This is a genomic window from Rhodococcus xishaensis (genome assembly GCF_004011825.1).
Taxonomy (GTDB): domain Bacteria; phylum Actinomycetota; class Actinomycetes; order Mycobacteriales; family Mycobacteriaceae; genus Prescottella; species Prescottella xishaensis.
This window is the reverse complement of the sequence record NZ_RKLO01000005.1, coordinates 289,957-301,909: the sequence shown is the minus strand read 5'-3', so window position 1 is coordinate 301,909 and position 11,953 is coordinate 289,957. Positions and strand designations below refer to the sequence as shown.

Below are 11,953 nucleotides of genomic sequence, written 5' to 3'. Positions count from 1 at the left end.
TGTCCGATGCCCCCAATCCGAACGAGACGTTGTGAGCACCGACGATCCCAAGATGCACATCCCGGTCGGCGACGACGCCGACACGCCCGGACCCACTGAATGGGGCGAGCACTCCCACGGCGTCGGACCGTGGATCCTGGAGCACGACACGCCCATTCCCGACGACCCGCGGTACGACCAGCAGTTGCTTGCGGAGGGAGACCGCCGCAACGTCGTCGACGCCTACCGCTACTGGACGCGGGAGGCGATCGTCGCCGACATCGACCACAGACGGCATCCGCTGCACGTCGCGATCGAGAACTTCGGTCACGACTCGAACATCGGCACAGTCGTGCGGACCGCGAACGCCTTCGCGGCGGCCGCGGTACACATCGTCGGTCGCCGCCGCTGGAACCGGCGCGGCGCCATGGTCACCGACCGCTATCAGCACCTGGTACACCATGTCGATCTCGACGCTTTGGCGGCGTTCGCGCAGGACAACGGGCTGACAATCGTCGCGGTCGACAACACCCCCGGGTCGGTCCCGATCGAGACCGCGGAATTGCCGCGGGACTGCCTATTGTTGTTCGGGCAGGAGGGTCCAGGGGTCACCGAGCAGGGGCACGAGGTGGCGTCGATGACCGTATCGATCGCTCAGTTCGGGTCCACCCGCAGTATCAACGCAGGTGTGGCCGCGGGAATCGCGATGCACACCTGGATCCGTCAGCACGCGAATCTCGGTCGCGCCTGGTAGCGGAAGAGACGATGCCCAGGCAAGATCGGTAGGCATGCAGCGCGAATGGTCTGCTCGAGCGGACGCCGCCGAGAGCGCGGTCATGACTCGGCACATTCGCCGCGTTTGGGGCATACCGGGTACGGCGTTGGCGGTCGTTGCGTGGCCGGCGGTGCGCCGCGAGCGGGTCTTCCTGCAGTGGCACTACTGGTGGCAAGCGAACCTGATCAACTGCACTATCGACGCTGCCGAACGAAATCCCACCGCTAGGCGTCGCCGCCGCCTCGCGAGACTCATTCGGGGCCACCGCTTCCGGAACATTTCGGGCTGGACCAGCAGCTACTACGACGATATGGCGTGGCTCGGGCTGGCCCTCGAGCGTGCTCAGCGCATGCAACTCATCGACAACCGTAGGGCCCTTGCCGCACTCGAACGGCAACTGTTCAAGGCGTGGTCGCCTGATTCCGGCGGCGGGATCCCGTGGCGCAAGAACTCCAATTTCTTCAACACCCCGGCGAACGGCCCAGCTGGGCTCGTGCTCGCGCGCGCAGGTCGACTATGGCTGGCGCAGGCGATCGCCGACTGGATCGACGACACCCTGCGGGATCCGGCGACCGGCCTGATCTTCGACGGCATTCGAAGCGACGGGACACTCGAACGGAACATCTACTCGTACTGTCAGGGCACAGTCCTCAGCCTCGAGACTGAGCTGGCCGTGCGTATGGGCGCTCCGCGGCACCGGCAGCGGGTACATCGTCTGGTCGAAGCGGTCGACGAGCGGCTCACGAAGGGCGGTGTCATCCGCGGGGGCGGAGGGGGCGACGGCGGACTGTTCAACGGACTCCTCGCCCGCTACCTCGCCCTCGTGGCACTAATGCTGCCCGGCGAGGCCTCGGAGGATGTGCGGGCGCGGCGGCTCGCGGCACAAGTGGTTCTCGGCTCGGCTGAGGCGGCGTGGGAGAACCGTCTCCAGGTCGAGGAACTGCCGCTGTTCGGCAAGGACTGGAGCCTGCCTGCGCAGCTACCCGGCCTGGGGGTGGGGACCGCGACCTTCTCCGGCGGGATGGTGCATCCATCCGACATCGCCGAACGTGATCTGTCGGTGCAGCTCAGCGGGTGGATGCTGATGGAGTCGGCCTACTTGGTGTCCGCGGCGGGATACCCGAAGCGTCGCTGACCTCCGGTCGGGTGCGGACCTCGTCAACGAGGACGTCCTCGATCGGCTTGGACATCTCGCGGCGGTAACCCCAAATGCCTGCCGCGCTGCCGATGACGAGAAGTGTCACCAGGACAGCGACCACGGCGGACAGCAACCATGGCACCTCCACGAGCAGCGAACCGCCGTAGAACCCGGCGAGCAGCAGCACCGGTGCCCAAATGACTGCGCCGATGCTGCTCGCGATCGTGTACCGCCGGTGGTCCATGTTTGCGGCCCCGGCCACCATCGGGCAGAGGGTGCGCACCCACGGGATCCAACGCGCCACGAGCACCGCCCAGAAGCCGTGCCGGTCCAGCAGCACGTTGACCTTGTGCAGGTTCTGCGCGTTGACGTACTTGCCGTTGCGGCGGGCCATCAGGTGGTGGCCGCTGCGTTTGCCGATCACGTACCCCATCTGGTTCCCGACGATCGCGGACCCGATCGCGCACACCGACAGGGCCCACGTGTGGTGAGCGCCGACCCCGTGTGCGGCGAGCACGATCCCTGCGGTGATCAGCATCGAATCGCCGGGGAGGAACAGGCCGATGATCAGGGCGCACTCGAGAAAGACGAAGCTCAGGACGACGATCCAGACGAGAGCGGGACCTGCCGATTCGAACGGCCCGAAGGTTCCCGCGGCAGCGGTCAGAATCAAGTGGCCGGATCGTTCGGAGTCGTAGCCGAAGGCTCGACCGCCAGGGCGCGGCGGGCCGACCTACGGGGACCGAAGTACCGCTTGCCGACCTCGACGATGATGGGGATCACCGAGACGAAGACGATGAGAAGGAAGATGTAGTCGATGTTGGCGGCGATGAACTCGACCTGGCCGAGGAGGTAGCCGAGCAGTGTGACGCCGGCACCCCAGACGATGCCGCCGATCACGTTGTAGCTGATGAAGACCGGGTACTTCATCCTCGACGCCCCGGCGACGAGCGGGGCGTAGGTGCGCACGATCGGCACGAAGCGGGCCAGGACGATGGTGATCGGTCCGTGCTTGTCGAAGAACTCTTGCGAGTGGTCGATGTAGCTCTTCTTGAAGATCCTCGCATCGTCCGACTTGAAGAGGGCCGCGCCGCCCTTCGAGCCGAGGAAGTATCCGACCTGGTCACCGAGAATCGCGGCGATCGGGATCGTCACCATCAGCACCCACAGCGGGGCGAACGGTTCGACCTCAGCGGACTTCGACGCCGCGATGAGGCCGGCGGTGAACAGCAGGGAGTCGCCCGGAAGGAGCGGAAACAGCAGCCCCGACTCGATGAACACGACGACCAGCAGGCCGATGAGCATCCACGTGCCGAAAGAGTTCAGCAGGTTTACCGGATCAAGGAATCCCGGCAGCAAGGCCAGATTAGTGGTCACGGATTCCGAAGCTGCCAGCACATTCACGCGGACCAGAGTACCGGTGGGGTCTGAGAGGCTCTCGAGCCGAGGTATTTCTCACCCGCCGACGGCCTGTCCACCGGGGAGCTGATACCGGGGAGGCGCTCGTGTGTGTTGATTGCCATACTGCATAGACATCCTGCGCGCCGCCGCATCGGCCGCGCCCACGACTCGCCAATGGAGGACAGCCGCCGTGCCAATCGCAACTCCCGAGATCTACGCCGAGATGATCGGACGGGCAAAGGAGCACTCCTTCGCATTCCCCGCCATCAACTGCACCTCGTCGGAGACGATCAACGCCGCGATCAAGGGCTTCGCGGACGCCGGCAGTGACGGCATTATTCAGTTCTCCACCGGTGGTGCCGAGTTCGGTTCGGGCCTGGGCGTCAAGGACATGGTCACCGGTGCGGTCGCGCTCGCCGAGTTCGCGCACGTCGTCGCGGCCAAGTACGACGTGACGATCGCGCTGCACACCGATCACTGCCCCAAGGACAAGCTGGACGGCTTCGTCCGCCCCCTGCTCGCCATCTCGCAGGAGCGTGTGAACAAAGGCCAGAACCCGCTCTTCCAGTCCCACATGTGGGACGGTTCGGCCATCCACATCGACGAGAACCTCGAGATCGCGCAGGACCTGCTCAAGCTGTCGAAGGCCGCGAACATCATCCTCGAGGTGGAGATCGGCGTCGTCGGTGGGGAAGAGGACGGCGTCGAGAACGCCATCAATGAGAAGCTGTACACCTCGATCGAGGACTTCGAGAAGACCATCGACGCCCTGGGCTCCGGCGAGAACGGCAAGTACCTGCTGGCCGCCACGTTCGGAAACGTCCACGGCGTCTACAAGCCGGGCAATGTCAAGCTCAAGCCGTCCGTGCTGGCCGACGGCCAGGCCGCGGCTTCCGCGAAGCTGGGCCTGCCAGCCGGTTCCAAGCCGTTCGACCTGGTCTTCCACGGCGGTTCGGGATCGCTGAAGTCGGAGATCGATGAGTCGCTGAGCTACGGCGTCGTGAAGATGAACGTCGACACCGACACCCAGTACGCGTTCACCCGTCCGATCGCCGGGCACATGTTCACCAACTACGACGGTGTGCTGAAGGTTGATGGTGAGGTCGGCAGCAAGAAGACCTATGACCCGCGGAGCTACCTGAAGAAGGCCGAGGCCTCCATGACCGAGCGCGTAGTCGAGGCCTGCACGGACCTCAAGTCCGCGGGACGTTCGGTCTCCGCCGGCTAACCGAGGTCCGACGAGGGGATTCCAACTGTCCCCGAAAATGGGCAACTCCGAATTGTTCTGTGGAGAAATCTGCAGATGACGTGGAGGGGTGGGAAGTCTGATCTCTCATCCTTTCCGCCTCGTGCACCGATCTGTGGGAGCAGCGCGCAACAGCCCGCCGCTCCCGCAGATCGATCCTGGCCGTCATCGTCCGTCGTACTTCTGCGGGACTCAGTCACTGGTGACGGACTTCTCCATCGCGATGCGAGGCCATCGATCGAGGCCAGCTGCCGCTTCCCTTCGCCGCACATCAGCGAGGCCGGGTGTCAGACGTGCTTGCGAGACGGCGGACCAGCCCATGCTCTTGTAGAAGGGACCGTTGAACGGTACGTCGCGGAAAGTCGTGAGGGTCATTCGGCGATAACCCCGGCACCGGGCCACGTCTTCGGCCGCCAGCATCAGTTTGCGACCGATTCCCTGACCGCCGTGGGTGGGCACTACCGCCACTTGCTCCACATGGAGAGCGTCATCGAGCTCATTGAGTAGTACGAAGCCGACTACGCAGTTGGCAGCCTCAGCCACCAGAACGTGACCTCGTTGATGAGCGCGTAGGAAGCATTCGGGTTCCGGCGCCGGGTCATCGGCGACAGCGTCCATGTCCAATTCGCGGAACAGGCTGCCCGCGGCGACTTCCATCTCAGGAAGGGTCTCGAGGTCTTCGACTTTGGCTGGCCGAACATGAGCAAGGTCCACGACCACCAGTCTGGCGCAGCGGCAGGCGCGGTGCGCCGATTTCGGTCCACCCGCGAAGACGGCCTGATCTTCAGCATATTCGGCGCCCGTGTGGAGTTCTCACCTATCTCGACCGGGTGGGACGTTGACGTCCCTGCCGTCGAGATCGCCGAGGCCTCGGCGTCGGCCGCAGCACCGTTTACCGGCAGTCGAAGATGAATCCGACTCGACCCGATCCAGGTACCGCGGCACACCGGGCTAGGAGGTTGCGGCGAGGTTGGTGCGGATGGCTTCGAACAGCACCATGGTGATGGTGCGCCGAGCGATTTTGAATCCGTTTGTGGTGTGGACGATTTCGTCGTCATACCAGGCGGCAGCGTGGTGGCCGGTGGTGTTGTCTGCGGCCATGACGATGGCGTCGCCGTAGGTTCGTGCTGTGATGGCGTCACCGGCGTTGATGACGATGTTGGTCAGCCGGTGCATGGTCTTGCCGAACGGGGCGTGTCCCTTTCGCATGGCCTGTGCGAAGTCGTCGGCGCTGGTGAAGGTGCCGATGCCTGCGGCGGTGTAGTCGATGTAGGCGTCATCGGTGAAGATGCCGCGGAACAGGCCCCAGTCGCGGGTGTCGATCGCTGTGCCGTATCGGAGGATGAGGTCGCTGATCGCGAACCGAGCTTCGGGGTCGAGCGTGGACGTCGACATGGTAGGTAGCCCTTCCGGTGATGAGAGATTAAGCGTAGGTGGGGTTGCCCACCACATATGGAGAGGATCGATGGAAGACCCAACGAGCCCGAAGCGCCGCATGCGCGCTGATGGGGCGAGCAGCCGGACCCCGGCTGCTGATCGCCGCACAACAGATCGTGGCGCGCGACGGAGCGGCGGCGTCCTTGGAGGAGATTGCCCGCGTCGCCGGCGTCGGCTCGGCCACACTGCGCCGGCACTTCCCGTCCCGATGGACCCTGATTCAGGCGATCTTCCGCGAAGAAGAAGAGAGCCGCAAGAGGTGGGCTCGCGGAGAGCGAAGTATATTGGGACAGGATCTCTTCCACCCGAACGGCGCTTCTGTGGCACGATGACGGCGTGTCTCCGACCAGGTCTGAAGTGTCCGCCTGGGACCGCTGGGCGTGGCCAGTCACGTTCACCGGGGTCATCGTCCTCGGTATGGTCCTTTACTTTACGGTGGAACCGCCACTATGGGTCAGGATTGCCCTCGCAACCGGGATCGCCATCATCTACTCCTTGGTTCCGTGGCTAGTTGCGCGCCGCCGTGAACGCAAGCAGTACAAGGCGCAGGTCCAGTCGGCGAAGAGGGTTCGTGGCGCAGCAGATCACAACCTCCAAAGGGCCTCCATCCACCCGGAATCATGAAAGATCTAGGGCGGAGCCGAAACCCAGTGAACAGGCGGATCAATCAAACCGCCGTCGAAGGACACCGTGAATTGGGCACCTGCGGCGCGGCGTGCGAGGCGACAGCGAGCGGATGCAGCTTGTATAGGGTCGAGTGATCACCAGACAGAGATTTCTGATTCTTAACGGCACCTGTATGGCCCTGGTCATTCTGGGCGTCAGTTTGCCGTTTCTGATGCAGGGGAACGTCAGCGGGATCCTCGGCTGGGCCCTAGCGTTGGTCGGTTCAGTAACTTGGTTCTCCGCAGCCGTTGCCATGTCGCGGAAGCAGCACTCGCCTCACTGGTGGTAGTGACGCGACGCTGTCGCGGCGGGCCTGATCGACCAACCAGGGCAGTTTGTTCCGTTGAGCGTGAGGCTATTCGCGGCAGGTAGAAGCGCGGCCTCTGGAAGCCCCGGATCCGGGCGGACAGGTGGGTAGGGTGAGATGGATTTTCCGTTCATTGGACAACGGTGGGGGCGTCAATGAAGTCACGGAAGAGGATGCTCGGAGTAGTCGCGGCCGCCGGCGTCATGGTGCTTGGATTCGCTCCGGCACACGGTGCCCCGGGTGGGTCGAATCAAGGGGAGCCGGACCCGAGAGCCGCAGCTTTCGAGAAGGCGGTCGAAGACGCGAAGGATCCGAATTCGGGCCGTTTGGACCGGCTTTCGGACGCGGACAGAGGGCTATTGCAGTCGTCGAAGGTCACGTCGGTGCTCATCGACGCTGCCACCGGCGCCGTGCTGAGCGTCGGAGAGGGGATCTTCGTTCCGGAGGGTGCGGCATCCGCAGCAGAGCTGATGGCGCCGGCTCCGGGAGAGTGCGGCGGGTCGCCGCCGCAGCCGTGCTTCAACGGCTCGCCGAACATTCAGTTCGCCGGGCCCGGTGATGATTACGGGTCATGGCCGGACAGTCCCGGCGACGTTTTCTGGTCGTGGCCGAACAGGGTCGGCTACACCGGCGGGCCGTACAACGCGCTCGCCTGCTGGTACTACGGACGGGTCGTGTGTGGAACCGCAGTCGGTCCGAATGGCCAGGCTTACATCAACGAATCGGTGACCGGACTCTTGCACTCACGCTGGTAGGCGGCCAGCACACGATCGCGATGCTTCGTGAACGGAGTCATTCGGGGTCACAGACCTTCCAGACACCGTCTATGCGTTCGAGGTTGAACGTTCGTGGCGACTCGTTGGACGGGTCGCGGTGAGTGTGCGCGGTGACCTGGGCGATCGCCGAATCGTCGGTGATCTGGACGGTGTCGATGCTCGTGACGACGGGGATGCCGCCGTGGGTCACGGCGTCGGCGTGGACGTCGGCGAACTCGGCGGGCGGGATGTCCTGGTAGAAGTCTGCGAGTGTGCCGCACGTCGACTCCTGCAGGGCCGTCAGATCGCCCGAGTCGAGCGCGGCCACGAACGTCTTGACGGCGTCGCCTACCTCGGATTCGGGCCCGCTCTGAGCGATGCGAGCGATCAGGAACCCGGCGACTCCGAGTGCCGCCAGAACGCCGGCGACGGCGATGGTCGACGGGCTGAGCCGGCCGCGCCGAGCGCCGCGCCCTTCGACCGACTTCGCCGCCGGCGTCGCGGGTGCAATGCGTCGGGGTCCGGTCCTGTCCGGTGAGCGCGGGGTCTGGAAGTCGTCGGTGGGGGACACGTGACGCCTCTCGGAGCGGGAGCGTGATCGATCCGTGGGCAGCCTATCGACCAGCGTGCGCGGCCGGGCACAATAGACGCCATGACGTCTTTCGGTGATCTTCTCGGACCGCAGCCCACTCTGCTCCCCGGTGACGAGGAGGCGGAGTCGGCTCTGCTCAATCGTGAGGACCCGGCGAAGGTCGCTGCCGAGCATCCGACCGCTTCGATCGCGTGGGCATCCCTGGCTGAGGCCGCGCTCGAGCAGGGCCAGGTCATCACGGCGTATGCGTACGCGCGCACCGGCTACCACCGTGGGCTCGACCAGTTGCGTCGCAACGGGTGGAAGGGTTTCGGTCCGGTCCCCTACAGCCACGAGCCCAACCGCGGATTCCTGCGCTGCGTCGCGGCCCTGGCCCGGGCCGCCCAGTCGATCGGCGAGAACGACGAGTACGCACGGTGCCTGGATCTGCTCGAGGACTGTGATCCGAGCGCCGCGGAAGCACTTGGTCTCGGCTAGCCGTTTCGTTTCCCGCCGGGCAGCGGCCCGAGACCGGGTGGCGGCCTCGATCGGCCGCCTCAGGGTCTCGGCGGTGCCCGTTCTGCAGTGTGGTCTGGCGGCTGGCATCGCGTGGTTCGTCGCGACGGTAATCGTCGGCCACGCCCAACCGTTCTTCGCGCCCATCGCGGCTGTCGTTTCGCTCGGGTTGTCGCTTGGCGCACGGTTGCGCCGTTCCGTGGAGTTGGTCTGCGGTGTCACGGTCGGCATCGGTGTCGGCGACCTGTTGATCTCGGCGATCGGTTCCGGCGGCTGGCAGATCACGCTCGTTGTCGTCCTGGCCATGGGGACGGCGGTGCTGATCGGGTCGGGTCCCATCTTCTCGATGCAGGCCGGCACGTCGGCGGTTCTGGTCGCGACGTTGCTTCCTCCCGGGGACGCCGCGGGCGTCGCTCGCATGGTCGACGCTCTCATCGGGGGAATCGTCGGCGTGGCTGTGGTCGCGCTCGTGCCGACCCATCCCGTCCGCCGAGCACGACGTGATGCGGCGAGCATCGTCGCGACCGCGGCGGAAGTAATGCGGTTGCTCGCTGACGGCCTGATTGGGAACGACCCGAAACCTATCGAGAAGGCGCTTCGTAAGGCCCGTGCGACGCAGCCCGCGATCGACTCGCTGCGCAGCAATCTCTCCGGTGGTATGGAGATCAGTCGCATCTCGCCGCTGTACTGGGGCAGTCGAGCCCGACTCGCGCGTCTGATCGCTGCGGCCGATCCGCTCGACAACGCGATGCGCAATATCCGGGTGCTGTCGCGGCGGTCGCTTTCGCTGGTCCTCGACGACGAGATCCTGGATCCGCGTTTGGTCGATCAGGTCGAGAAGCTCTCTCACGCGCTGGAGGTGGTGCGGCGGATGATCCTCGCCGAACCAGGGGAGCAGCCGGACCAGGCCGAGGCGGCCCGGATGTTGCGTACCGTCTCGTCGGGAATGAAGCCCGAACTCGTCGAGGATGCGGGGATCTCCGCGACGGTCGTGTTCGCGCAGCTACGTTCCGTCATCGTGGATCTGCTGCAGGTTGCGGGGCTCGGCCGAATCTCCTCGATCGCGACGCTTCCGCCGACAGTGCCCAGGCCTGCTTACCGTCCCGACCTGTGACCCACTTTCAATATATGCGAATATGTGCATATGATGGCTTGGGCCTGAGAGGAGGGTGAGCATGGGAGCAGGTCACGGGCACGGAACTGTCGGTGGCAATGGGGTTGCCGGGACGTCGCGGAAGCGGATCCGCCGCATGGTGGTCGCGCTCGTCATCGTGTTCGCGTTCTTCGTTCTCGAGGTTTCCGTCGGGCTGGCGATCGGATCCCTTGCACTGCTCGCCGACGCCGGCCACATGCTCACCGACGTCATCGGCATTTCGATGGGCCTCGTCGCGCTGCTGCTGGCGAAGCAGGGCTCCAAGGCTGCGGCCCGCACCTTCGGTTGGCACCGTGCCGAGGTCCTGTCCGCGATGGCCAACGCTGTCCTGTTGCTCGGCGTAGCCGCGTACATCATGTTCGAGGCAATCAACCGGATAGGTGATGCTCCCGAGATCCCAGGCATCCCGCTGATCGCCACCGCGGCCGCCGGCCTGGCCGCCAACATCGTGGTGATGCTGATGCTCCGCGGTGACGCCAAAGGTTCGATCGCCGTCCGTGGCGCCTACCTCGAGGTGCTCGCCGACGCCGTCGGCAGCGTCGGTGTCCTGCTCGCGGGCGCTGCAGTACTGCTGTTCAACTGGACGTACGCCGACATAATCGTCGGCGTGCTGATCTCGCTGTGGGTGGTGCCGCGAGCACTCAGGCTCGCCGGGTCGGCGCTGAGGATCCTCACACAGGCCTCACCGGCCCACATCGACGTCGACGCCGTCCGCGCCGACCTGTGCGCACTGCCCGGAGTCTCGGACGTCCACGACCTGCACGTGTGGACGCTGACGACGGGCATGGACGTCGCCACGGCGCACCTGACCACCTGCAGTGAGGACACGGACTCACGCGGGGTGCTGGCCGCGGCCAAGCAGGTTCTCGACTCGCACGGCCTGAGCCACGCCACCGTTCAGGTCGAGACCGGCACCGAAGGGTCTCGCTGCCAGGAGGACCTCACCTGGTGAGCTGGACGACGTGCCCGACCCGCGTGGGGTGATGGTCACAATCTCGCTGTGAGCCCCGGCCTCTTTCTCTACGATCGCACCATGGCCGAGCCGCATCCTCACGTGTACTACCGCGACGGACTCGTACCCGCGAAAGAAGCGACACTCAGCGTAGCGACGTCCGCGGTCCTGTACGGACTGAGCGTGTACACGGTGTTCCCGGTCCACGTCGACGGCGCGACCCGCACCGCGTTCCGTCTGGCGGATCACTACCGACGGCTGGTCGAATCGTGCCGGATCATCGGGATCGACAGCTTCGAGGGCGAGTGGAGTTTCGACCGGTTCGTCTCGGTCGCGGTGGAGTTGGTCTCCGCCAATGCGCCCGCGTCCGACGTCTACGTGCGGGCCACCGTCCACGTCGACGAGTCGATTCCCGGCACCCGGGTCCGCGGCTGCCGCACCATACTGTCGATGTTTGCCTACGACGCGGTCCCGATAGTCCCGCAGGACGGTATGCGGCTCAAGACCAGCACCTGGCGCCGTATTCCGGACTTCGCGATCCCGTCGCGGGCCAAGGTCAACGGTGCCTACGTCAACTCGGTGCTGGCGAAGCAGGACGCGATCGACGCCGGCTACGACGACGCGATCTTCCTCGACGGCGCCGGGCACGTGTGCGAGTTGAGCGCGGCGAACATCTTCCTGGTGCGGGGCCGCACCCTCATCACCCCCGATGTGTCCTGCGACATTCTCGATGGCATCAATCGCCGTACGCTACTGACCCTCGCTGGCGAGGACGGCATTCGGGTCGTCGAGCGAACGGTCGATCTCACCGAGTTGTACATCGCCGACGAGGTGTTCGTGACCGGCACATCGGCGAACGTCGCGCCGGTCGTCGAGGTCGACGGCCGGATCGTCGGCGACGGCACCCAGGGGCCGATCTGTGAGGCGCTGCGCAAGCGGCATGCATCGGCTCTGCGGTCCGACGAACTGCACGGCTGGGTCACCTCGCTGGGCTGATCCCGGTCCTACCCGCGGCCGGCTTGATTCGAGTAGTCAACTACCTACGCCCCTACGCGAT

14 protein-coding genes are annotated in these 11,953 nt (G+C 65.4%); 9 read left to right on the top strand and 5 right to left on the bottom strand.

Annotated features, from left to right (window positions below; all coding sequences use genetic code 11):
* Window positions 1-52 precede the first annotated feature (52 nt).
* Complete coding sequence (locus EGT50_RS13675) at window positions 53-733, top strand: TrmH family RNA methyltransferase (RefSeq protein WP_127955314.1); 681 nt, start codon at window positions 53-55, stop codon at window positions 731-733.
* Window positions 734-767: 34 nt separating this feature from the next.
* Entirely contained in the window at window positions 768-1,889 is a 1,122-nt protein-coding gene (locus EGT50_RS13670) for a glycoside hydrolase family 76 protein (protein WP_127955191.1), read from the top strand.
* On the opposite strand, the gene EGT50_RS13665 is transcribed toward EGT50_RS13670, so the two are convergent.
* Together EGT50_RS13665 and EGT50_RS13660 are read right to left on the bottom strand one after the other, a co-directional pair.
* Complete coding sequence (locus EGT50_RS13665) at window positions 1,822-2,559, bottom strand: DedA family protein (RefSeq protein ID WP_127955313.1); 738 nt, start codon at window positions 2,557-2,559, stop codon at window positions 1,822-1,824. The two genes, EGT50_RS13670 and EGT50_RS13665, sit on opposite strands and share 68 nt — an antisense overlap.
* Before the next feature lie 2 nt (window positions 2,560-2,561).
* Complete coding sequence (locus EGT50_RS13660; protein WP_206615825.1) at window positions 2,562-3,296, bottom strand: VTT domain-containing protein; 735 nt, start codon at window positions 3,294-3,296, stop codon at window positions 2,562-2,564.
* 187 nt (window positions 3,297-3,483) lie between these two features.
* Here EGT50_RS13660 and fbaA point away from each other — a divergent pair, with 187 nt between their 5' ends.
* Complete coding sequence (fbaA, locus tag EGT50_RS13655; RefSeq protein ID WP_127955190.1) at window positions 3,484-4,521, top strand: class II fructose-bisphosphate aldolase; 1,038 nt, start codon at window positions 3,484-3,486, stop codon at window positions 4,519-4,521.
* A 210-nt stretch (window positions 4,522-4,731) separates the two neighbouring features.
* Here fbaA and EGT50_RS13650 read toward each other — a convergent pair whose 3' ends face one another.
* The gene (locus EGT50_RS13650; protein ID WP_127955189.1) at window positions 4,732-5,253 is read right to left on the bottom strand and encodes a GNAT family N-acetyltransferase; all 522 of its coding nucleotides are present in this window, start codon (window positions 5,251-5,253) and stop codon (window positions 4,732-4,734) included.
* Between the two features lie 237 nt (window positions 5,254-5,490).
* Complete coding sequence (locus EGT50_RS13645; protein ID WP_127955188.1) at window positions 5,491-5,934, bottom strand: nuclear transport factor 2 family protein; 444 nt, start codon at window positions 5,932-5,934, stop codon at window positions 5,491-5,493.
* Between the two features lie 110 nt (window positions 5,935-6,044).
* On the opposite strand from EGT50_RS13645, the gene EGT50_RS13640 reads away from it, so the two are divergent.
* Together EGT50_RS13640 and EGT50_RS13635 are read left to right on the top strand one after the other, a co-directional pair.
* Window positions 6,045-6,308, top strand: a complete 264-nt coding sequence (locus EGT50_RS13640) for a TetR/AcrR family transcriptional regulator (RefSeq protein ID WP_127955187.1) — start codon at window positions 6,045-6,047, stop codon at window positions 6,306-6,308.
* A 796-nt stretch (window positions 6,309-7,104) separates the two neighbouring features.
* The gene (locus EGT50_RS13635) at window positions 7,105-7,704 is read left to right on the top strand and encodes a hypothetical protein (RefSeq protein WP_127955186.1); all 600 of its coding nucleotides are present in this window, start codon (window positions 7,105-7,107) and stop codon (window positions 7,702-7,704) included.
* A 37-nt stretch (window positions 7,705-7,741) separates the two neighbouring features.
* Here EGT50_RS13635 and EGT50_RS13630 read toward each other — a convergent pair whose 3' ends face one another.
* Window positions 7,742-8,275, bottom strand: coding sequence for an Rv0361 family membrane protein (locus EGT50_RS13630; RefSeq protein WP_127955185.1), 534 nt, complete (start codon window positions 8,273-8,275; stop codon window positions 7,742-7,744).
* Window positions 8,276-8,356: 81 nt separating this feature from the next.
* On the opposite strand from EGT50_RS13630, the gene EGT50_RS13625 reads away from it, so the two are divergent.
* From EGT50_RS13625 to EGT50_RS13610, 4 genes are all read left to right on the top strand, one after another.
* Window positions 8,357-8,773, top strand: coding sequence for a DUF3151 domain-containing protein (locus tag EGT50_RS13625; RefSeq protein WP_127955184.1), 417 nt, complete (start codon window positions 8,357-8,359; stop codon window positions 8,771-8,773).
* A 37-nt stretch (window positions 8,774-8,810) separates the two neighbouring features.
* Entirely contained in the window at window positions 8,811-9,905 is a 1,095-nt protein-coding gene (locus EGT50_RS13620) for an FUSC family protein (protein WP_408014644.1), read from the top strand.
* Between the two features lie 61 nt (window positions 9,906-9,966).
* Complete coding sequence (locus EGT50_RS13615) at window positions 9,967-10,896, top strand: cation diffusion facilitator family transporter (RefSeq protein WP_127955182.1); 930 nt, start codon at window positions 9,967-9,969, stop codon at window positions 10,894-10,896.
* Between the two features lie 81 nt (window positions 10,897-10,977).
* Window positions 10,978-11,892 carry an aminotransferase class IV gene (locus tag EGT50_RS13610; protein WP_127955181.1) on the top strand — a complete coding sequence of 305 codons (915 nt, stop codon included), beginning with the start codon at window positions 10,978-10,980 and terminating at the stop codon, window positions 11,890-11,892.
* Window positions 11,893-11,953 lie beyond the last annotated feature (61 nt).

Bases quoted from the DNA above. Each gene is read 5' to 3' on its own strand.
- EGT50_RS13670 (WP_127955191.1), top strand. From the start codon at position 768: ATGCAGCGCGAATGGTCTGCTCGAGCGGACGCCGCCGAGAGCGCGGTC.
- EGT50_RS13645 (WP_127955188.1), bottom strand. From the start codon at position 5,934: ATGTCGACGTCCACGCTCGACCCCGAAGCTCGGTTCGCGATCAGCGAC.
- EGT50_RS13635 (WP_127955186.1), top strand. From the start codon at position 7,105: ATGAAGTCACGGAAGAGGATGCTCGGAGTAGTCGCGGCCGCCGGCGTC.
- EGT50_RS13615 (WP_127955182.1), top strand. From the start codon at position 9,967: ATGGGAGCAGGTCACGGGCACGGAACTGTCGGTGGCAATGGGGTTGCC.
- EGT50_RS13625 (WP_127955184.1), top strand. From the start codon at position 8,357: ATGACGTCTTTCGGTGATCTTCTCGGACCGCAGCCCACTCTGCTCCCC.
- EGT50_RS13640 (WP_127955187.1), top strand. From the start codon at position 6,045: ATGGGGCGAGCAGCCGGACCCCGGCTGCTGATCGCCGCACAACAGATC.
- EGT50_RS13675 (WP_127955314.1), top strand. From the start codon at position 53: ATGCACATCCCGGTCGGCGACGACGCCGACACGCCCGGACCCACTGAA.
- EGT50_RS13610 (WP_127955181.1), top strand. From the start codon at position 10,978: ATGGCCGAGCCGCATCCTCACGTGTACTACCGCGACGGACTCGTACCC.